The sequence below is a fragment of the Paraburkholderia phymatum STM815 genome, assembly GCF_000020045.1.
GTDB lineage: Bacteria > Pseudomonadota > Gammaproteobacteria > Burkholderiales > Burkholderiaceae > Paraburkholderia > Paraburkholderia phymatum.
Map to the genome: position 1 here is coordinate 1,125,366 of NC_010623.1, position 19,712 is coordinate 1,145,077.

General features: G+C 63.0%; 18 protein-coding genes. 7 read left to right on the forward strand and 11 right to left on the reverse strand.

Annotated elements, in window-relative coordinates:
* Positions 1-3: 3 nt before the first annotated feature.
* Genes BPHY_RS20830 through hpnD form a run of 4 tightly spaced genes read right to left on the reverse strand, consistent with a single transcriptional unit; the run spans position 4 to position 4,872 of the window.
* Complete coding sequence (locus tag BPHY_RS20830) at positions 4-717, reverse strand: phosphorylase (RefSeq protein ID WP_012403430.1); 714 nt, start codon at positions 715-717, stop codon at positions 4-6.
* A complete protein-coding gene (gene shc / locus BPHY_RS20835) occupies positions 717-2,750 on the reverse strand; it encodes a squalene--hopene cyclase (RefSeq protein WP_012403431.1) in 2,034 nt (677 codons plus the stop codon). Before shc ends, BPHY_RS20830 begins: the two co-directional genes overlap by 1 nt.
* Positions 2,747-4,024 carry a hydroxysqualene dehydroxylase HpnE gene (gene hpnE / locus BPHY_RS20840; RefSeq protein ID WP_012403432.1) on the reverse strand — a complete coding sequence of 426 codons (1,278 nt, stop codon included), beginning with the start codon at positions 4,022-4,024 and terminating at the stop codon, positions 2,747-2,749. The genes shc and hpnE overlap by 4 nt, the downstream gene beginning before the upstream one ends.
* Entirely contained in the window at positions 4,024-4,872 is an 849-nt protein-coding gene (gene hpnD, locus BPHY_RS20845; RefSeq protein WP_041765219.1) for a presqualene diphosphate synthase HpnD, read from the reverse strand. Before hpnD ends, hpnE begins: the two co-directional genes overlap by 1 nt.
* Before the next feature lie 548 nt (positions 4,873-5,420).
* Here hpnD and BPHY_RS20850 point away from each other — a divergent pair.
* Positions 5,421-5,843, forward strand: coding sequence for a nuclear transport factor 2 family protein (locus BPHY_RS20850; protein ID WP_012403434.1), 423 nt, complete (start codon positions 5,421-5,423; stop codon positions 5,841-5,843).
* 53 nt (positions 5,844-5,896) lie between these two features.
* On the opposite strand, the gene BPHY_RS20855 is transcribed toward BPHY_RS20850, so the two are convergent.
* Genes BPHY_RS20855 through BPHY_RS20865 form a run of 3 tightly spaced genes read right to left on the reverse strand, consistent with a single transcriptional unit; the run spans position 5,897 to position 7,816 of the window.
* Complete coding sequence (locus tag BPHY_RS20855) at positions 5,897-6,835, reverse strand: GGDEF domain-containing protein (protein WP_012403435.1); 939 nt, start codon at positions 6,833-6,835, stop codon at positions 5,897-5,899.
* Positions 6,832-7,455, reverse strand: a complete 624-nt coding sequence (locus BPHY_RS20860) for a chemotaxis protein CheC (protein WP_012403436.1) — start codon at positions 7,453-7,455, stop codon at positions 6,832-6,834. The genes BPHY_RS20855 and BPHY_RS20860 overlap by 4 nt, the downstream gene beginning before the upstream one ends.
* Positions 7,448-7,816 (reverse strand): response regulator, encoded by a 369-nt coding sequence (locus BPHY_RS20865; protein ID WP_012403437.1) that lies wholly within the window; start codon positions 7,814-7,816, stop codon positions 7,448-7,450. The genes BPHY_RS20860 and BPHY_RS20865 overlap by 8 nt, the downstream gene beginning before the upstream one ends.
* A 704-nt stretch (positions 7,817-8,520) precedes the next feature.
* On the opposite strand from BPHY_RS20865, the gene BPHY_RS20870 reads away from it, so the two are divergent.
* Positions 8,521-10,803, forward strand: coding sequence for a hybrid sensor histidine kinase/response regulator (locus BPHY_RS20870; protein ID WP_012403438.1), 2,283 nt, complete (start codon positions 8,521-8,523; stop codon positions 10,801-10,803).
* 215 nt (positions 10,804-11,018) lie between these two features.
* Positions 11,019-12,128, forward strand: a complete 1,110-nt coding sequence (locus BPHY_RS20875) for a hypothetical protein (protein WP_012403439.1) — start codon at positions 11,019-11,021, stop codon at positions 12,126-12,128.
* Between the two features lie 59 nt (positions 12,129-12,187).
* Here the strand turns inward: BPHY_RS20875 and BPHY_RS20880 are convergent, their stop codons facing one another.
* Positions 12,188-12,739 carry an NADPH-dependent FMN reductase gene (locus tag BPHY_RS20880; RefSeq protein WP_012403440.1) on the reverse strand — a complete coding sequence of 184 codons (552 nt, stop codon included), beginning with the start codon at positions 12,737-12,739 and terminating at the stop codon, positions 12,188-12,190.
* Between the two features lie 351 nt (positions 12,740-13,090).
* Here BPHY_RS20880 and BPHY_RS20885 point away from each other — a divergent pair, with 351 nt between their 5' ends.
* Entirely contained in the window at positions 13,091-13,297 is a 207-nt protein-coding gene (locus tag BPHY_RS20885) for a hypothetical protein (protein ID WP_041765221.1), read from the forward strand.
* A gap of 46 nt (positions 13,298-13,343) precedes the next feature.
* Here the strand turns inward: BPHY_RS20885 and BPHY_RS39675 are convergent, their stop codons facing one another.
* Positions 13,344-13,634 (reverse strand): DUF1272 domain-containing protein, encoded by a 291-nt coding sequence (locus BPHY_RS39675; RefSeq protein WP_012403442.1) that lies wholly within the window; start codon positions 13,632-13,634, stop codon positions 13,344-13,346.
* Positions 13,635-13,854: 220 nt separating this feature from the next.
* On the opposite strand from BPHY_RS39675, the gene BPHY_RS20890 reads away from it, so the two are divergent.
* Positions 13,855-14,820 carry a sulfonate ABC transporter substrate-binding protein gene (locus BPHY_RS20890; protein WP_012403443.1) on the forward strand — a complete coding sequence of 322 codons (966 nt, stop codon included), beginning with the start codon at positions 13,855-13,857 and terminating at the stop codon, positions 14,818-14,820.
* Positions 14,821-14,873: 53 nt separating this feature from the next.
* On the opposite strand, the gene arsC is transcribed toward BPHY_RS20890, so the two are convergent.
* A complete protein-coding gene (arsC, locus tag BPHY_RS20895) occupies positions 14,874-15,245 on the reverse strand; it encodes an arsenate reductase (glutaredoxin) (RefSeq protein ID WP_012403444.1) in 372 nt (123 codons plus the stop codon).
* Positions 15,246-15,841: 596 nt separating this feature from the next.
* On the opposite strand from arsC, the gene parA reads away from it, so the two are divergent.
* Together parA and BPHY_RS20905 are read left to right on the forward strand one after the other, a co-directional pair.
* A complete protein-coding gene (gene parA, locus BPHY_RS20900; protein ID WP_012403445.1) occupies positions 15,842-16,504 on the forward strand; it encodes a ParA family partition ATPase in 663 nt (220 codons plus the stop codon).
* Between the two features lie 24 nt (positions 16,505-16,528).
* Complete coding sequence (locus BPHY_RS20905; RefSeq protein WP_012403446.1) at positions 16,529-17,593, forward strand: ParB/RepB/Spo0J family partition protein; 1,065 nt, start codon at positions 16,529-16,531, stop codon at positions 17,591-17,593.
* A 44-nt stretch (positions 17,594-17,637) separates the two neighbouring features.
* Here the strand turns inward: BPHY_RS20905 and BPHY_RS20910 are convergent, their stop codons facing one another.
* Positions 17,638-18,987, reverse strand: a complete 1,350-nt coding sequence (locus BPHY_RS20910; protein ID WP_012403447.1) for a replication initiation protein — start codon at positions 18,985-18,987, stop codon at positions 17,638-17,640.
* Between the last annotated feature and the right edge of the window lie 725 nt (positions 18,988-19,712).

The following is a 19,712-nucleotide window of genomic DNA, read 5'->3' on the forward strand; positions in this document are numbered from 1 at the left end:
ACGTCAGTGCAAACGCAGCGCGCCCGCGCGTTCCAGCAGACGACGCGCAGCGACGAGGGTCGCACGGGCGGCGCGGGCGTCGGCGGCGACCTGAAGCAAATCGCCCAGCTGCGACGGTTGGCGTGCGAGTTCGCGCAGGATGGGCCCGATGGCCGTGCTGCCGTCGTCGCGCAAGCCAGCCACAGCGGCGGACGGCAGCGTACGCCACGACGGGTCTACGATCGCCCTGCACACGACGAACGGCAGCCCGTTCGCCTCGGCGATTGCACCCGCAAGGTGAGATTCCATGTCGACGGCGAGCGCACCTGTCGATGCGTGAAGCGCCGCCTTGTCGGCTGCCCCGACGAGTGGCGCGGCAACGCCCGCAATCGGTCCGCGCCGCAGCTTCGCGGCCAGCGGCGTGCCGTCGAGTGCCGTGGCAATGCGGCCCGTCCAGCGCAGATCGGTGTCGACGACGCCGAGCGGACTATGCACGCTGCTCGCGACGATCAGCGTGCCCGGCGCGAGATCGGGCGCGAGGCCGCCCGCCGTCCCGAAGCTGACGATGCCCGCGCAGCCGCGCGCGACGGCCGTGTTCAGCGCGCGTTCGAGCAGATCGGCGCGCGCCGCGTAGACCGCTTCGACGCCCTTGCCGCGCGCGATGCGCGCTTCGAACGCCATGCCCGTCACGGCGATAACCGGCAGGTCCGCATTCATGAGTTCGTGCCGCGCCGCCATTACATGCCGACGGTGACGCGCTTTTCGCCCGTGCGCTTCAGGTTGCGGTAGCGCGCAAGCGCCCACAGCGGGAAGTACTTGCGATAACCGTGGTAGCGCAGATAGAAGACGCGCGGGAAGCCCGTCGCCGAAAAGCGCTCTTCGTCCCACAGCCCGTGGTCGCGCTGTTCCCGTTGCAGATAGTCGATACCGCGCGCGACGGCGGGATGATCGACGTAACCGGCCGCCATCAGGCCCAGCAGCGCCCAAGCGGTTTGCGACGGAATACTCGGCGCCTTTTCGTAGCCGCGATAGTCGAGCTTGTAGCTCGTGCCGTCTTCACCCCAGCCGCCGTCCGCGTTCTGGATCGACACCAGCCACTGCGCGGCGCGCTTGATGCGCGCGTCTTCGAGCGAGATGCCCGCTGCGTTGAGCGCGCACAGCGCCGTCCACGTGCCGTAGATGTAGTTCATGCCCCACCGGCCGTACCAGCTGCCGTCGTCTTCCTGCTCCTTCAGCAGATAGTCGTATGCGCGGCGGGCGGGCTCACTGGTCGCGGGCATCTCGCCGAGTTGCGCGAGCATCGACAGGCAACGGCCTGACACGTCGGCCGTGGGCGGATCGAGCAGCGCTCCATGATCCGAGAACGGGATATTGTTCAAGTAGTACTGCGTGTTTTCCGGCTCGAACGCGCCCCAGCCGCCGTCGCTGCTTTGCATGCCGACCACCCATTCGCGGGCGCGCGCAATCGCGTTGGCATCGACGTTCGAGTTCGTGACTGCCGCCGAACGGTGCATCGCCATCGCGACGACGGCCGTATCGTCGACATCTGGGTAATGTGCGTTGTTGTACTGGAACGCCCAGCCACCCGGCCGCACGTCGGGACGACGCGAAATCCAGTCGCCGCGCACATCGAGGATCTGTAGCGGACGCAGCCAGGCGAGGCCGCGTTCGGCGGCTTCTTCGGCGCGCGCGTCGCCCGTTTCGAGCAGCGCGTGCGCCGCAAGGGATGTGTCCCACACGGGCGACAGACACGGCTGGCAATACGCCTCGTCTTCGTGGACGACGAGCAGTTTTTCGATCGACTCGCGGGCGATCGCGCGATTCGGGTGGTCGGCGGGGTAGCCGAGCACGTCGTACATCATCACCGAGTTCGCCATCGCCGGGAAAATCGCGCCGAGGCCGTCCACGCCGTTCAGGCGTTCATCGACGAAGCTGACGGCCGCCTTGATCGCGCGCTCGCGCGATGCTTTCGGGAACAGGCCATCTGTTACGCGCAGCACGCCGTCGACGGCGCGGAAGAACGCGAACCAGCTCTTGCTCTGGTGACCCGAGCGCGGCAGCAGACCCGTCGTGACGGGCGCGCCGCGGAACAGCTCGTCGATGCGCACGCCGCGCGGATTGCGCGCGACAGGCCGTTTCGCGTTCAGCACGAGCAGCGGCACGATCACCGTGCGCGCCCAATACGACACCTTGGACAGGTGGAACGGGAACCACTTGGGCAGCAGCATGATTTCGACGGGCATCATCGGCACGGCGTACCACGTGACCACGCCGAATAGCGCGAGCAGGATGCGCGTGAACACGTTCGCCGCTTCCGCGCCGCCGTTCGCGAGAATGCACTCGCGCGCGCGGACCATGTGCGCGGCGTCTTCCGGATCGCCGATCATCTTCAGCGCGAAGTACGCCTTGACGCTCGCGCTGACGTCCATCGCGCCGTCCGTGAAGAGCGGCCAGCCGCCGTTGGGCAACTGGATGCGGCGCAGATAGCGCGCGATCTTCTGTTCGAGTTCGAGGTTCGGCGTTTCGCCCAGGAAGTGGACGAGCAGCACGTATTCGGCGGGAATCGTCGCGTCGGCTTCGAGTTCGTAGACCCAGTGGCCGTCGTCTTTTTGCACCGCAAGGATCGCCTCCGTGGCGCGCGTGACGGCGGCGTCGAGCGCATCGACGGGTGCGGCGCCCGTCGCCAGCGCGGCTGCAACGGGAGCATGATCGTCGATCAGCGTTTGAGGCAGTACTTCGCCCAGCGTCTGGGTCATGGATAAATCGTTCATCGGCGTTCCATCGGTTCGTTCAATAGCGTATCCGCGGCCTTCTGGCCTGAGCGGATCGCCCCTTCGATGCCCGGCGGCAGACCGGTTGCCGTCCAGTCGCCTGCGAGCATCAGGTTGTTCCAGCGAGTGCGCGTGGCCGGGCGGCGCATCTCCTCGTCGGGCTGCGCGGCGAAAGTGGCGCGCGGCTCGACAATCAATTGCCACTTGAGCGGCAGGTCGGCCGACAAGCCTGTCACTTGCGCGACGTCGGCCCACAGCTTGCGCGCGAGGTCATCACGCGGCATATCGGTGAGGCGCGCCGCATCGTAAACCGTCACCGAAAGACGCCCGTCCGACGCTACCAGCCAGTTCGCGGTTGCGTTGACGAGCCCCATCAGCGGCGGATGGCCGAGCGGCGGTTCGACGGCAAAATGCGCCGTCACTATCGCCGAAAAGCGGCGCGGCGCCTGCATGCCAGGCACAAGCGACTGCGCCACATCGGGCGTCACAGCCAGCACGACAGCTTCGTTTGCGCCGATTTCGATGCGCTCCTCCGCGTTCAGCCGCAGCGAGGCGACACGCCGGCCGTCGTCGCCATCGGAGAACTCGAGTCCATCGATCCGCGCGCCGAGCCGGATCGCCGCGCCCCCGTGCTGCAACAGCCGCAGCGCCGGGTCGACGAATGCCGAGCCCAATCCATTGCGCGCGACAAGCGCGCGGCTGGCCGGGCCGCCTGTCACGAAGGTGTCGCGCAGTGCGGCGCCTGCGAGTTCGGCCGTCGCGTGGCGCGGGTCGACGTTCGTCATTGCCAGCAGCAGCGGGCGCAGCATGCGGTCCCATAGCGGGCCGTTGCTGCGCATCGTCTGCGCGACGTTGCGGCCCGGCTTGGCAAGCAGCAGCGGCACGACGGACAGATAGTCCGTCCACTGCGTGTCCGGCACGCGCGCGCCGGCCTCGAAGATCCACGCCGGGAGTCGCCCTTGCGACATCCGCACGGCCCAGCGCTGGTTCGTCGCGAGGTCGACGAACGGGTATTCGGGCTGCGTCGGCCCAACGAGATCTTCAGCGGAACCGATGGCGCGAACGTAGTTCAATGTGGCCTGCTGGCCCGACAGCACGAGATGGTTGCCGCTGTCGACAGTCGCCGCCAGTGCGCGGTCGTAATACGTGCGGCAGCGACCACCAGCCTGCTCGGCCGCTTCGTACAGCACGACCTGCGCGCCGCGCCGCTGCAGTTGCACGGCGGCGGCGAGACCGGCCAGCCCTGCGCCGATCACGTGAACCAGCTTTCGCATCAAAAGAGAGCGTACCGCGCAACGATGGCCAGCATCCGCAGCTTCGGCTTGCTGACTTTCGTGCGCGGAATGTCAAAGCCGCGCTCCAGCGTGCGCTCGAGCAGCACGCGATACACGCCCGACATGATGCGCGGCGCTTTCACCTGCGCACGCGGTTGCGCATCCATGATCGCGTCGGCGGCGGCGAAATGCTGCTTGGCGCGCTCCGCGAGCGTCGCGCAGACGCGCGGCAGCGACGGATCGTCGGCGATCGTCAGCGGACTCGATGTCGCGATGCCTTCGCGAGCGAGCAACTCGTACGGCAGATAGCAGCGGTTGATCTGCGCGTCTTCGTCGATGTCACGCAGAATATTAGTCAGTTGCAGCGCGCGGCCCAGATGGTGCGACAGCTCGATGCCGGGCTGTTCCTGCATCCCGAAAATTCTCACCGATAGCCGGCCGGCCGCGCTCGCGACGCGATCGCAATACAGGTCGAGCGTCGCCTCGTCGGGCGCGCAGATGTCGGTGGCGGCGTCCATCGCCATGCCGTCGATCATCGCGTGGAAATCTTCGCGCTGCAGATGAAATGTGTGGATGTGCCGGGTCAGCTCGAGCAGGGATGCCCGCGGCGAGCCGGCGTAGCAAGCGTCGATATCGGCGCGCCAGCGTTCGAGACCCGCGGCGCGCTCGGCGCGCGGCAGGTCGCTGTCGGCGATATCGTCGACAGCGCGGCAGAACGCGTAGACCTGATACATCGCGTCGCGCTGCGCAGGCGGCAAGATGCGCATCGCGAGATAAAACGAGCTGCCCGAACTTGCGGCGGCTGCGTCAGTTTGTGTGTCGTCCACGACGAGATTGGAAACGGCCAAGACGATCTCCGCTGAGACACCCATCACGGGGCGATCAAGAAGTCATGCCTACCCGCAGGGCACGCCGCCCGCGCGCGCGGACACGCGCGAAACACCGGCCGGAAGACCGGAAAACGGGCAAAAGTATACCAACCTTTCATCGCGGACGCAGAAACGACGGCCGGCCGCGCACGGCGGGGCGCGCTCGACCCGGACGATGCCGGTCTGGTCCGCTCGTCGGATCGTAGCGTTCGCGGGCGAAGCGACTGTCAGCCGCAAACCGCTTTCAAAACCGTCCGGTTATTCGACGGTGCCAATCGACCATTATCTCAAATTAAGACTTGTCTGAGATATTGAAAAGCTAGTCGAGACTATATTCATCTTCGAAATCGATGAAGCCGGTCGCGCCGCGAACAGTTCCGCGCGGCCAGCCAATGCGGGGCGACGCGAAATCGATACGGCTTGAATCGCCCCTTTAAATCCAGCTTCATTGGCGCCAACGTCAATGGATAAATCCCGCCTTCAGACATTTAGCGAATTACGCGAATCCATTCAAGTAAAGGAAAATCATGAAACTGTATCGTTATCTGGCAGCACCACTTCTGGCCGCTTTCGCTCTCTCGGCATCCGCGTTCGCCGCGCAAAGCGACGAATCCGTAATCCGCCAGCTGGAAGAAAACTGGGTGCAGGCAAGCATGCATCGCGACACGGACACGCTGAAATTGCTGCTCGACGATTCGTACCGCGAGATCACGCCGTCTGGCAAGGCGCGTTCGAAAAGCGATGTGCTGAGCGCGCCGCCCCCGCCCGCCGGCTCGACCCAAACGCTGCAGAACGTGCAGGTGCGCGTGGACGGCGATCAGGCCGTCGTCATGGGTGAGAATCATTTCATGGCGCCGAACGGTGACGCTGCGGTGTTCGGCTTCAAGGACGACTTCATCCGACGCGACGGCCAATGGCGCGTCGTCGACTCGTGGATGACGAAGAAGTAGATCCCGGGCGCTGGACGCATTGCCGTACGGCAACGCGTCCAATGTCCTGAGCCTCAGATGAACGCAACCGACCGGTTGCGCCCTTGCCGCTTCGCGCTGTACAGCGCAGCGTCGGCCTCGTTGATGAGCGCTTCGTAAGCGGGCACCCCGGCCCGAGCAGCCGCGCCGCCGACGCTCGCCGTCACGGGCACATTGACGCCTTGCACGTCCACGGGCCGGTCGCCGATCGTATTGCGGATCTTCTCCGCGACCAGCATCGCGTCTTCCAGCGGCGTGCACGGCAGCAGCAACGCGAACTCCTCGCCACCGAAGCGCCCGAACGTATCTTGCGCGCGAACCACATGCGCGACGCGCTGCGCCATTTCCCGCAACACGGTATCGCCGACCACGTGGCCGAACTGGTCGTTGATCTTCTTGAAGTGATCCAGATCGAACAACAGGATCGACAGTTCGCCGCCGTAGCGCTGCCAGCGCGTGTATTCATCGCGCAGACGCGCTTCGAAGTAGCGGCGGTTCGCGATGCCCGTCAGGCCGTCGCGGTCCGCATATTCCTGCAGCTTCGCGACGGCTTCTTCACGCTCGCGCTGCATGATGCTCACATGCGTCACGTCGGATACCGTCACGCATACGGCCTCTACTTCGCGATCGCGCATGATCGGCATGAAAGTGCAGTCCTGCTGCATGAAATCGACGCCGCCCGTAATCGGCCGATCATGATCGAACTTGAACAGATAGGGGCGCTGCTCCCACGAACTGAACGCGAAGCTGCCCAGCTGGAACACGCTTTCGAGCTTACGCGTAAGCCACACGCGCGGCAGTTCCGGAAAGCTCGCGAAAATCGACTTGCCGACCACCTGTTCGGCCGACAACCCGCTGTGATCGTGCATGAAGCGATTCCACATCAGCACGTTCATCTGACGGTCGAGAACGAAAATGCCGAAGCCGACCCGTTCGACAACCAGGTCGCTCAGCGAGGGAAGCGGGGCATTCATATGCTGGAAAGCAGCGCGTCCAGCGCAGTGCTCAAATGACGGATCGAGTCTTCCGCCATGAGCATCACGAGGTGGGCGCGGAAACTCTGATCCTCTAACGCGAAATTCACTTCGACCAGCAACGCAACTTCCCACGCGAGGACGTTCGGCTGGAACACATCATCGAGCGACATCGCCGAGCCGAGCAGACCGGGCGCCGAAAACACAGGCGTACGGCCGAGTTGATCGAGAATGCAGGACACGCATGCGCCCGTCAGGATGTTGGCGACGTCGAACACCAGCTCTTCCTGCGTGGTCGCTTCGTAGGCCGACTTGGCGTACGGGTCGCTCACGAGCGAGCACAGTTGCTCGATGCTGCCACTGCGGCAGATCACCAGCGCCTCGCCCTTGATATCCGAGCGAAAGCCCTGCCGCACGGCGCTGACGGGCTCGTTGATACCCGTCATTTCGCGCAGCGCCGACGCAGCTTCGCGCACAGCCACCACGCGCGCACGCGGCACCGACAGTTCGATGAACGCATCCAGCAGCAGAGCGAGGCGCGTCGCGGCCTGGCCCATCGCCAGATTGGCGACCTCCTGCAGCGCGTCGCGCTGGTCTTCGTTGAGGACTGGCTCAGGCATACAACCCGTACTCCTTCAGGATGGGAAGCACCGCCTCGGTAGTCACGGGCTTCGCGATGAATGCCAGAGCGCCAAGCGCGCGCACGCGTTCCCTTGCCATCGGCTGGACATCGGCGGACACGACGATCACGAATGTATTCAGGTCCTCGTGCTGCAGAGCCTCCAGGACCTGGTAGCCCGTCATGTCAGGCATCGTCAGGTCGAGAAACATCACCGAGGCGCGCCCCTTGCGATAATGCTCGAGAGCTTCGCGGCCGTTGGACGCGTAGGTGATGTCGACGTCCCAATCCTGCGGCAATGCCTTCGTGAGCACCTTGCGGGCAAGCAGCGAGTCATCGGCGATCACAATGGGCAAAGACATGGCAGCGGACGGAGAACGGAGTGGGCTCTTGCGTGTTAACGGCAGTGCCTGGACGAACTTTAATGCCAGCTCGCACGACTACGCATGGGGGCCGCCTGGAGACGGGCAAACTCGGGAGCCGGAGCGATCGGCACAGGCAACGCTGCGCGCACCGGACGGCGCGCTCTGCACACGCGGCGTGCGGCAGCGGCAGTCTGCACGCAATGGACGACGGCGATGACCGGCATGTTCGAACCCTACCCCGTAGATAATGCTGCGGCGGCAAGACGGCGTTCATGGATCCGTGGTGCCCCGCTAACCTCCGCAAGGGCCTCGTCGGCCTTGCATCGCGTGCAATGCCCGCTGCCTCGCGCGGAATTCACCCGATCATGGCGGGCTGATTATTTATCGTGGCGCAATTTTCGAAGCAAATTGGCGGAAAGGCAACTCGACAGAAAGCATTCATCGAACGAATTTAACTCGTTTCTGGCGGAATTGAGTCGAAACGTAAGCATTCGTCAGAAGAATGATCGCACTTATCCTTTTGTGTACGTTTGCGCTTCCGGATTCGTCGCTGATTCGCAAAGTCGTATGACTAAAGCGCCGAGCCCGCGCAGTTGCGGACGCGGCGCTTCCTTTTTTTGCATTGCGCGCGAGCAAAGCGCGCGCTGAACCTATGATAAGAGCTCACTCTCTTCTTACCGGCCGCCTGCGCGGCGTGCGCCATGACAGCTGACCGGTCCAGTTCCATCGACGCGAACGCTCCCGACGGGCGCGCGGCCGGCGCACGGCCCGACCAAGCGCTCTTTCCCGCGGTACCCGAACAGAATTTCGCCGTTCGCCGCATGACACTGATCGCGTTGCTCGTCGCGGCCGTCGTGGTGCCGTGCGTGTTCGTCGCGGCGATGGCGTTTAGCGACCTGCGCACGCGCGAAGCCGACGCGACCGACGCGACGCTGCGCACCGTGCGCGTCGCCGAAGAGCACGCGCTGAAGGTGTTCGACATGAACGAGTCGCTCGACGCGCGCGTGGTCGATCTCGTGCAAGGCCTGGACGACAACGGCATTCGCGAGCGCGAAGCCGCGATCCACGAAAAGCTTCAGACGATGGGCGGCGGCTATCCGCAAGTCGCAGCCGTCTCGATCTTCGGCCACGACGGCGCGTTGCTCGCCAGCAGCCGGTTCTTCCCGGCGCCTGCGGTGTCGATCGACCAGCGCGAAGATTTTGTCGGCATTCGCGACGGCCAGGTGCTTGAACAGGTATCGAAAGTGATGGTCGGCCATGTCGCGGGCGAGATCGTGTTCAACACGGGCGTCGCGCGGCGCGCTGACGATGGCGCGTTTGCCGGCGTAGTGTCGGTGGCGTTACGACCCAGCTACTTCGCGGCGTTCTATCGTGAGCTGCTCGGCGGCAACGATTCGCCGATGACGATGGCCCTCACACGCTCCGACGCCGCCGTTCTGGCGCGCTATCCCGTCGGTCCGACGTCGAAGGTCGAAGAGCCCGTGCGCCGCAACGCCTACACCGAAGCGCTCGCCGAAAGCCGCCGCGCGGGCGTCGTTCGGGTGCGCTCGACCGCCGACGGCGCCAGCCTGATCGTCGCCTTCCGCCGCGTCGGTTCGTATCCCGCTTACGTGGCCGTAGGTTATCGAACGTCGGCGATCTGGGCCGCGTGGTATCGCCATCTGAGCGTGCTGATCCTGTCGACGTTCGTGCCATCCATCGTGCTGTGGTGCGTGATCTGGGTGTCGCTCAAGCGCCTCGGCGCCGAAGAGGAGGCGTGGGAGCGCTGGCAGGCGGAAGCGTCGATGCGGCGCTCGATCGAATCCGCGTACCGGCAGTCGCGCAAGATGGAAGCGCTCGGCAATCTCGTCGGCAGCGTCGCGCACGACTTCAACAACCTGCTGATGATCGTCTCGGCTAATGTGCAGATCGTGCGGCGCCGGGGCGCGGCGTCGTTCGATCGCGAGTTGTCCGCCGTCGAGCGCGCGCTCAAGAGCGGGCAGTCGCTGACGCGGCAGTTGCTTGGCGTAGCGCGCAAGCAGCCTCTGCGCAACGAAACGCTCGACGTCGAACGCTGGCTGCCCGGCTGCCGCGATCTGCTGCGTGCTTCGCTCGGCGCGAAGGTCGCGCTCGTGATGGACGTTGGTTCGGGCCTGTGGCCGATGCAGGTCGACGTCGCGGAACTGGAGCTTGCGCTGATCAACATCGCCGTCAACGCACGCGACGCGATGCCGAACGGCGGCCGCTACACGGTGCGCGCGAACAACGTGAGCTTTCGACACGAAGACGGCTTCCCGATCACCGGCGACTTCGTGCAGCTCTCGCTGGAAGACACGGGCGTAGGAATGCCGCCGGAAGTGCTGTCGCGCGCATTCGAACCGCTCTTCACGACCAAGCCGAAGGGCATGGGCACGGGTCTCGGCCTGCCGCAAGTATTCGCCTTCTGCGAGCGCTCGGGCGGCCTCGCCGCGATCGACAGTGCGATCGGCGCGGGCACTACCGTGCGGCTCTATCTGCCGCGCGCGACACACGCGCCGGAAGCCGAGCGGCCCGCCGAACCCGTCGCCGAAGAAGCGGGCGTGCCGCATGGCTTGCGCATTCTGCTCGTCGAGGACAACGACGAGGTCGCTGCCGGCACGGAAGCGCTGCTGCAGATGATGGGGCACGAGGTCACCTGCGCGTTCAACGCAGATGCGGCGATGGAACGTTTCGAGGCCGCGCATGCAAGGCAGAAGGATACGGGCGAGCCCTTACCATTCGACCTTGTGATTTCCGACATCCACATGCCGGGCAAGCTGAACGGCATCGATCTGGCGGAGCGCGTGCAGGCATTCGAAACGAAGCTCCCGGTGATTCTCGTCACCGGCTATGCGGAAGAACTGGAGCGCGCACGCCACGTCGACGCACGCGTGTTGTCGAAGCCGTTCGATATCGCGCTGCTCGACAAATTCCTGCAGGCATTGCAGCGCGATCTCGCGCACCCGCCCGCTCATCCCGCTGGTTGAGCGAACGTTGGCGGGGATTACCAGCCATTTGTAAAACGCGCCACACCGTTGGCGTGCAGGCCCACGCGGCGCTTCGAAGCCGCCGCGCATTGGCCGTTTCCGGACTTTCGCGCCAGCCAGTGGATGCGCAACCCGGCACGAACGTTGCGGCTTGCTATGCATCGGGAGTGCGGCGGCGCGCCGCCGCATTCGCCCAGAATGCAATGGAGACAGACATGCGACACACCGTGATTGGTCTTTTCGACACCTACGCGCAGGCGCAAAACGCACGCAACGCGCTCGTGCAGACCGGCTTCGCATCCAGCGACGTCGAGTTGCAGGCGAATCCCGAGACACCCGCCGACGCAGCCGCCACGCATTCGCCCGGCGTCATCGCCAATATCGAACGATTCCTTTCGAGCCTGTTCACGACGTCAGGCCCGACGGCACCCGAAGCCGAGCGCTACACGGAAGCCGTGCGGCGCGGCGCCGTACTCGTGGCCGTGAATGCCGCGAGCGAGTCGCATGCGGAGCTTGCGCGCAACACGCTGAACCGCCTGGGCGCGCTCGAAGTGAGCGAGCGTGCGCCGGACGCTGACGCGCGCGCCGCTGAGGCGCGGGCCGAAACGAGTCGCGAGCACTCGGTGTTGGATGAACTCGGCATCGGCACGCCAGCGGCGACGCCCGCCGCGGCGCAAGCGTCGAGCGACGCGCTCCTTGCCGAAGAGGAGGCCCGCAAGCGCGCACGCCTGGATGCGCTACATGGCGTGCCGCCCGTCGACGAGACGTCTGCGGAAGCGCTGGCCGCCGCCAGCGCGCCGGGCGCGGGTGCGGTGATGCGTCCGGATGTGCCGGATTTGTCGACTGCACGCGAGGACGATGTAGACCGGCCGGCATCCGCCGTGCCGAACTATGGCGTGCCCACTGACGCCAGCCGGCGGGCGACAAGCGCGGCGGACGCGCCTGCCGCTGCGGCAATCGCGTCAGCGGGCATCGCGGGTTCAGGCGCCGTGATGACGCCCGACACCGCCGCGCCCGCGCAAGCAGCGCCGCAACAGGTGCCAGACGAATTTCTCGAATACGAAGAGGATTTCCGCAGCCACTACGACGCGGAATACGCGCACGAGGGCTTGCGCTACGACGAGTACGTGCCGGCGTATCACTATGGCGCGGCGATGGCTCGCGAGATTCGCTATCAGGACAAGTCGTGGGACGACGTCGAGCCCGAAGTGCAACAGGAGTGGGAGCGCGAGCGGTCGCCGGGCGTGGGCAGCTGGGAGCGGTTCAAGGCCGCCGTGCGGCATGGATGGGATCGGGTGACAGGGCACCCGCATCATCAGCGCTAGCTTCGGCTGGCGAGGCGGCGCCTGACATGGGGCGCCGCTTTGGGTATCGACCTCGGCGTTTAGCCGACGTGCCGCTTCACCCATTCCACATAACGATCGACGAACTTCTGCAGGAATTTGCGCGTGTCGTCGTTCGTAATATTGCCGGTCTCGTCGATCTGGCCGGCCGTATGCTTGATGAACATCTCAGGCTGGCCGAGCGTCGCGACGTCTAGATAGGCCAGCACGTTGCGCAGATGCTGTTGCGCGAGTGCAGTGCCCGTCGCGCCGGGCGACGTACCGATCACGGCGCCGGGTTTGCCACCCCAGACACTGTGGCCCCAAGGGCGCGAACCCCAATCGAGCGCGTTTTTCAGCACGCCGGGCATCGACCGGTTGTATTCGGGGGTCACGAAAAGCAACCCGTTCGCAGCTTGGATTCGTTGCTTGAAGTTCCGAGCGACTTCCGGGAAGTCGTCGTCGTAGTCCTGGCTATAAAGCGGGAGAGAGCCGATGTCGAGAAGTTCGAAGGAAAAATCTGAAGGCGAGAGTGAAATCAACGCCTTCGCCAACTGGCGGTTGGTCGAGTCGCGGCGCAAGCTGCCGACGACGACTGCAATGTGATAGGCCATGTCTTCCTCGGTTGGCGCAATAGCGCGAAAAGGGGGTGCGACGTGTGAATCATAACGGTCGACGCGCGGCGTCGGAATGCTGATTTCGGCCCCGATATGTCGCTTTTCTGACGGCCGGTGGAAAACTCGGGGGCCGGCAAAGTTATCCACAGATTTTCTGGATAACCCTGTGGATAGGTGGAATCTTTGCCTTATCAATCAAGCGCATTATCGGGCTACGCGCGATACGACCTGCCAGTGCAGTGTCAGGTTGAACTTGTGGAAAAGCGAATTTTCGAACTGTTGGGAGTCGCCTTATGGCTGTCGCTCGCAGGGCGAGAACCGCTACCAACCGATCGGGAGGAATTGATCATGAGCTTGGACCATTCGGGTAAATCGCACGACGAAGCGTTTGCCTTGCGGAAGCGGCGCAAGCCACGCTCGCTGGAACAGCCCGGAGGCGAGATGGCTGTAGAAGGCACGCAGGCAGACGAAACGCACAGTTGCGGCCAACTCTCCGAGCGCGGAAAACAGGTTTGGCGCACGGGTAGTGGACTGGACGGCGGCGGTAAGAGCTGAGCATGCGGTCTGCGACAAAGGGCGCTTGATGCGCCCTTTGTCTCGTCTAGCGGTCGGATGGCGGTGTGTCGCGGTAACGCGCGAGGTAGGCAGCGTGTGCAAGTTCGTCGACGCCCACGGCATGTCGTTCAGAAGACGCTGGGTGCTTTCCGAGCATCGCGGCTGGACGGATCGGCCGATGTTGGAAGTTTCCTCCGCAGTTGGGACACACATTATGCAAAACAGTGAGCGCACAGTTCTTACAAAACGTACATTCAAAGCTGCAGATCATTGCATCGTTGGCGTTCGGTGGCAACGCCTGGCCGCATCCTTCACATGACGGTCTGAGTTCGAGCATGCCGGGTCTCCGGAATCGACGATTGTCCGAAGTGTAGGCAGGCCAACGTGGCCGGATAGGTCAGCCCTGCGTCAAATCCTGCCAGCGCATCGAATCAAATCGAGCGCTGATGCAGTGATTTGCTTATGCGAATTTATCGGTTCGTGGCGGTTTGTGGCCGGCTTATCGTTGAGCGCAATCGGTCCACGTTGCGTCCGTTCTCGCTATATCGCACCCGTCTATGTCTCAACATCGCATGTTCACACGCCGAACCTTCCTGGCAGGAACCGGCGCACTCCTGGCCTCGACCGCGTTTTCTTCATTCGCCGATAGCCGTGCAAAAGAAATTCGCATCGGATATCAAAAGGCCGCAAGCACACTGGTGCTTTTGAAGGCACATGGAACGCTCGAAAAGCGCTTCGCCGCTCAGGGCGTCAGTGTGAAATGGACGGAATTTCCTGCTGGTCCGCAGTTGCTTGAAGGACTGAATGTCGGTTCGGTCGACTTCGGTTACGTTGGGGAGGCGCCTCCCGTCATCGCGCAAGCCGCTGGCGCCAATTTCGTGTACACCGCGTATGAAATTCCAACGCCGCAAGCCGAAGGCATTCTTGTCCATCGCGACGCACCGATTCAATCCGTTGCGGACCTGAAGGGGAAGCGCGTAGCGTTTAACAAGGGCTCCGACGTTCATTGGTTTCTCGTCGCCGCGTTACAGAAAGCCGGCGTGAGCTACCCCGATATTCAGCCCGTTTTTCTGCCGCCCGCCGATGCGCGGGCGGCGTTCGAGCGCGGGGCAATCGATGCATGGGCCATTTGGGATCCGTTCCTCGAAGCAGCAAAGCGGCAATCGAACGCGAGACTTTTGACCGACGGTACGGGCATCGTCAATCACCACCAGTTCTTTCTCAGCGCGCGCTCTTTCGCGCAGCAAAACCGGGGGCTGCTCGATGCCGTCGTTACCGAAGTCGGGAAGGAAGGCGCGTGGGTTCGTGGACACTACGCAGAGGCGGCGGCACAGCTCGCGCCGATTCAGGGGCTCGACGCGAATGTCATCGAAGCGGGCCTGCGACACTATGCTCATGTCTACAAGCCGATCGATGCGGGTGTGCTGGCTGAACAGCAAAAGATCGCCGATGCGTTCACTGAGCTTCGCATCATTCCGACGAAGATCGTGACGAAGGAAGCGGTGCTCGACGCGAAGGCTTGAGCGCCCGTTTGATAGTGCGCGCGTGACGGTTACCCGTTGTCGCGCGCGTTGCTCTATTTCGCCTGATCGGCAAACAGCGCATTAACATTCTCCGGCGGCCGACCGATGACGGCGCGCCCGTTGCGTACGACGATCGGACGTTGAAGCAGGATCGGATGCGTGGCCACCGCTTCGTATAGCTGATCGTCGGTCAACGAGGTGTCTGCAAGCCCCAGTTCCTTGTAGATCGGCTCGGAGTCGCGGATCATTTCGCGGACGGGGCTGCCGAGCATCCGGTTCAACTCCTTGAGTTGTGCCACAGATAGCGGCGTACGAAGGTACTCGACGATCTCTACAGGTTCATTCGACGGGTTGTAGACGTCGCCGATGAGCTCGCACGCGCTGCGAGATTTCGAACAGCGCGGGTTGTGATAAATGGTGATCATGTCAGTGATCTCTATGTCAGAAGGTGGGTCGGTCGGATTTTAGCGGCTGCGACGGGCCGGTGTTGTATCGGGAATACGGCTCGTGTTCGTCCTTGTGATGATCCTGCATCCCGCACATGACCGCGGCCACGCCTTGCGTTCGATCCGGTACATAACCCTGCGATGTCCCTTCTCCTGCGACACCGTCATCCGGCCCGGTTGCATCGTTTCGGCGCCGATGTTCGCGCGCAGCACAGTTTATGCGCATAAATAAGCCGGCGATCTCGATGGTCTACCTGCGCGTTAGCTCCGCATGAGGCGTCAGCTCATCTACTTTGTGCCTCGTCCGACTTCACCTTGAGTGCACCGCACTTCGAACGCTGAGTGATACGTCGTCCGAGGTAGTCCCTCCATCCCGACGCATCTCCCCGGCGCGCCGGTATCTTGATGCTAAGAACCATCGGTTGCTTTCCCTGCTCCGTCCTCGCCGATGCACCCACTTTATGCGCATAAAGCCATGTGCAAACGGCCTATAACCGTTGCATCCGGCCAAAAATGTTTGAATTAGAAAATCATCAAGGTAAAATTCAGCGGCGTCCAAAAAGAGGAGGTGAACATTGGCAGCAGAAATCATCGCAGTGACACAACAGAAGGGCGGGGTCGGTAAGAGCACAATTGCGATGCACCTCGGCGCGGCCTTCCATGAGCGCGGCAAGCGCGTTCTCGTCGTCGATGCTGACGGCCAAAACACTCTCATTCATTGGGCGAGCGCAGCCTCGGATAGCGACTCCGGCATTCCATTTCCGGTGGTCAATCTCTCCGAGGCCGGGGCGCAGATTCATCGCGAAATCAAGAAGTTCGTCGCCGACTACGATCTGATCGTCGTCGACTGCCCGCCGTCGATCACTGAGAAGGTGTCGGGCGTCGTACTCCTCGCTGCGACCGTCGCGGTCATCCCGACGTCCTCTTCGCCGGCGGACTACTGGTCGAGCGTTGGTCTCGTCAAGCTGGTCCAGCAGGCGCAGGTCATGAATGAGGATCTGCGTGCTGTCTTTCTCCTCAACAAGACCGAAGAGAAGCGGATGCTGACGCGCGAACTAAAACGCGCGTTAGAAGAGCTTGGCTTCCCGCTTCTGCGCACCCAGATTCCCACGCGCGAGGCATACAAACAGGCAATGGCGCTCGGGCAGACGGTCCTGCAGATGAACGATCGGGGTGCGAAGCTCGCCAGCCTCGAAATCCGCGCATGCGCCGACGAAATCGCCGCCCTGCTTCCCTGACTTTATGCGCATAAAGGTACCTGAATGAAACCGTCCCAATTTGCCAAAGGCTTCCAGGCTCGCCCTGATTCGACTAGTAGCGAAAAGCGTACGGCACTTGACCGGCTCAATGCGATCGACGGCTTGGTGCAAAATCCGCTGCAGAACGCGAACATCGCCGCATTCAAGAGCCCCGCTGCGGCGGCGTCCTTGCCTAACGACGCAGAGCACGTGGACGCGGCAAACGAGACTATTGAGTACCGCACCTGGCGTGCTGAACACGGCTATCGTCCGGGGCAAATCATCGAACTGCCTCTGAAGGCGATCAAACCGAGTCCGTTCAACCCACGCTACTTCTACGTCAAGTCGTCGATTGCCGAACTCGCAGTCAATCTCGCGAAGCAAGGCCAGCAACAGGCCATCCATGTCATCCCGGATTACGACAATCCGGGCAGCTACTTTGTCAGCGACGGTGGCAGACGCGTTCGCGCGTTGAAAGAAGCCAACAAGGAGACTGTGAAGGCGCTCGTCGTCGATCTACCGATCGGGATTCAGAGCTACAAGCTGGGCTACGACCTCAACGTTCAGCGCGATTCGCAGACGGTGTTCGATAACGCCGTCGTGTGGCGCCGCTTCCTGGATGAAAAACACTTCCAGAGCCAGAAGGAACTCGCCGAGCATCTCGGTCTCGATGAGTCGACCATTGCGGTTGCGCTGTCCATTGCGAAACTTCCCGAGACCGTGATGCAGGAGATGGTCGCTCGCGCGGATCGATTCGGCTCGAATATGGCGTATCAGGTTGGCCGCTATCACGCAGCGCGCGGCACCGAATCCACGCTGCGCCTCATTAACAAAATTCTTTCCGATGATTTGAGCACCCGTCAGGTCGCGGACATCGTGAAGGGAAGGGCGACGGCGCAGGAAAGCGCCAAGCCGGCGGGACGGCAGCGTTACGCCCAGCGGCTCGATATCAAGCTGGGGGGCGTGTCCGTGGGCGACTTGAAGTCATATGGCGACGATCGCCTCGAACTAAAGCTGCGTGGCTTGTCGCGTGAGAAACGCGATGAAATTCTCAGGCAGATCGAGCAGATGCTGTCCGATCCGTCCTGAGGAGCAGAAAAATGGCGCGCCAGTTGCGGCGCGCTTCATCGAAATCAGGCAGCTCGCGATTGACTCAGCGTGAACGCGAGCAGATCGCCGTCCGTCGGCTCGCCCCAGGTCTTGCGCGCGAGCCAATCGAAGAATGCGGTTTCCGTCAGCTTCGACTCGAGGCCGCGCCGGCGCCAATCGTCACGCATGTGGGCGCCGAGACCCGGCAATTCGTCTTCCTCGAATGAGTGCCGCGCCACCTCGCGCTCCCCTTCGCCCTGTTCTTCGTACAATGCCTGCGCTTCCTTGCGCCGATATGCCATGTACTCGCCCAGTAGCCGGGCCTTCGCGTCGTCGGCGGGGGCTCCCGCCAGTGCCTTGCCAGCGGGCGTCGAGGGCAATGCCTCGACAGGCGGCGCATAGCCCTTCTTCAGCGCATCCTTGAAGAGCGCGGGCGCGCTGCGCACCGGCGGCAGCGTCGTGCTGCGCATCCGCTGTTCCGTCATTTGCAAGGCCGCACGAATCCGGTTTTCCTCACTGTCAGCGTAAAGCGTCTGCGCCTCCTTCAGCGGAATGCCGATCTTCACCATACGGTCGACCAACGTACTGTCAAACACATTTGGATGCTCGTCGAGCGCGAGCATCGGCTGCTTGCGTTCGGTTACGCGGAACTGTATTTCGGCAACCCGACGGCCTTCGCGGTGCTCGATCAGCTCAACGAAGATATTGGTGACGGCATTCACTTCCGCGATTGCGGGACGCAGATAGTCGCGCTTGAAATACTTGTACTCGCGCTTGGCTTCATCGCCGGCTTCCGTATCGGGCGTGCCCGACAGGATGGGTCGCCACCATTCCCATGCCTCGCGCATCGTCAGATGACTCGGATTGGTCAGATAACGCACACAGATCTCGTACAGCGCGAGCCCCGCGCTGCTGCGCAACTGACTTTGGAACTGCAGACTCAAGCGTGCGTACTGTACGGGGTCGAGCAGCTTCTTCTTGATCTTGGGCGCGAACGAAAACTCGACCCAGACACGCCGCGTAGCCGGATCTTCGAGAATTTCGGCATCGGCGATCAGCGTTGAGATGCCCCACTTGCGGCCGGGCTTCTGACTCGACGATCCCTGACTCCACTCGACCTGCACGGAGACCATGCGACGCAAGTGCTCCTTGACGAGGGCGGTATCGTTCGAATCGAACGCGGAGTTGGCGACGATGTCGGACAGCAGCGCACGATACGTGTCGCCCGCTTCGTCCGCCTGCTGCGCGACCGTCAGCAAGACGTTGAACAGCTTGCGGGTGAGCAGCGTGATCTTGCCGCTTTTCGGCTGAATCGCAATCGCCTCGACGGCTTTGCGCAATTCGGCGGAGCTGGGGCTCACCACATCGGTTTTTTTCGCGCGCTTCGTGGCCATGCGTCGAGTCGAGAAGAGATTTGGCGAAAGGATACCGGCTGCGGTGATGCGCGTCTATAGCATTCGTCTCACCTACTTGGGGTGAAATCCAGCCGCGACGACGACCTCACCAGGAGCCGATCCCGAAAACGCTCACCTATCGAGGCAGGAGGCACCTAGCGTATGCCTTGATGGTCCTAAGCGAAACCCAGACCACGCGAATTTCCGCTTCTGCGCCGCTCCTTATTGGCTTCCCGAAGATGCTCACCGACGGGTAGTCGCAAATACACGACGCGACTCGAACCTCCCTGATTCATGCGTCAGCAAATCCAGAACAGGCGTTGAAGGCGGCTGTTCTCGCCGGTCACGCGGCAAAATTGCCCGCAACGACACTCGTGATATGCGATGAGGTCGGCCGCCGGATGTCGGAGCCACCGTGGGCCGCGCTGCCGTCTTCTGACGACGTATTCACGCACCGAAAAGAGGCGGCCTTACGCACGGGCTTCCGAAAAAACGGAAATCGATCGGGACTGACCGCCCCGTGGCTGCTAGTCACTTGGAGGACAGCGCGAAAGACTCCCGAATTTCCTCACCTTAGCCCTGTCTCGAGCCAACGGCTGGCGCGACTCCGACCCGATTGGGGACATTCAACGCGACAGATTTGCTCCCGCATATCCTCACCATAAAGCTGTCGTGGCGTCGGAAAACTGGTCCCGGATATCCTCACCTTTGAACTGCAAACGAAC

What these genes read in the sequence shown, in the direction of transcription:
- BPHY_RS20830 (WP_012403430.1), bottom strand. Translation starts at nt 717, where the DNA reads ATGGCGGCGCGGCACGAACTCATGAATGCGGACCTGCCGGTTATCGCC.
- shc (WP_012403431.1), bottom strand. Translation starts at nt 2,750, where the DNA reads ATGAACGATTTATCCATGACCCAGACGCTGGGCGAAGTACTGCCTCAA.
- hpnE (WP_012403432.1), bottom strand. Translation starts at nt 4,024, where the DNA reads ATGCGAAAGCTGGTTCACGTGATCGGCGCAGGGCTGGCCGGTCTCGCC.
- BPHY_RS20850 (WP_012403434.1), top strand. Translation starts at nt 5,421, where the DNA reads ATGAAACTGTATCGTTATCTGGCAGCACCACTTCTGGCCGCTTTCGCT.
- BPHY_RS20855 (WP_012403435.1), bottom strand. Translation starts at nt 6,835, where the DNA reads ATGAATGCCCCGCTTCCCTCGCTGAGCGACCTGGTTGTCGAACGGGTC.
- BPHY_RS20860 (WP_012403436.1), bottom strand. Translation starts at nt 7,455, where the DNA reads ATGCCTGAGCCAGTCCTCAACGAAGACCAGCGCGACGCGCTGCAGGAG.
- BPHY_RS20865 (WP_012403437.1), bottom strand. Translation starts at nt 7,816, where the DNA reads ATGTCTTTGCCCATTGTGATCGCCGATGACTCGCTGCTTGCCCGCAAG.
- BPHY_RS20870 (WP_012403438.1), top strand. Translation starts at nt 8,521, where the DNA reads ATGACAGCTGACCGGTCCAGTTCCATCGACGCGAACGCTCCCGACGGG.
- BPHY_RS20875 (WP_012403439.1), top strand. Translation starts at nt 11,019, where the DNA reads ATGCGACACACCGTGATTGGTCTTTTCGACACCTACGCGCAGGCGCAA.
- BPHY_RS20880 (WP_012403440.1), bottom strand. Translation starts at nt 12,739, where the DNA reads ATGGCCTATCACATTGCAGTCGTCGTCGGCAGCTTGCGCCGCGACTCG.
- BPHY_RS20885 (WP_041765221.1), top strand. Translation starts at nt 13,091, where the DNA reads ATGAGCTTGGACCATTCGGGTAAATCGCACGACGAAGCGTTTGCCTTG.
- BPHY_RS39675 (WP_012403442.1), bottom strand. Translation starts at nt 13,634, where the DNA reads ATGCTCGAACTCAGACCGTCATGTGAAGGATGCGGCCAGGCGTTGCCA.
- BPHY_RS20890 (WP_012403443.1), top strand. Translation starts at nt 13,855, where the DNA reads ATGTCTCAACATCGCATGTTCACACGCCGAACCTTCCTGGCAGGAACC.
- arsC (WP_012403444.1), bottom strand. Translation starts at nt 15,245, where the DNA reads ATGATCACCATTTATCACAACCCGCGCTGTTCGAAATCTCGCAGCGCG.
- BPHY_RS20905 (WP_012403446.1), top strand. Translation starts at nt 16,529, where the DNA reads ATGAAACCGTCCCAATTTGCCAAAGGCTTCCAGGCTCGCCCTGATTCG.
- BPHY_RS20910 (WP_012403447.1), bottom strand. Translation starts at nt 18,987, where the DNA reads ATGGCCACGAAGCGCGCGAAAAAAACCGATGTGGTGAGCCCCAGCTCC.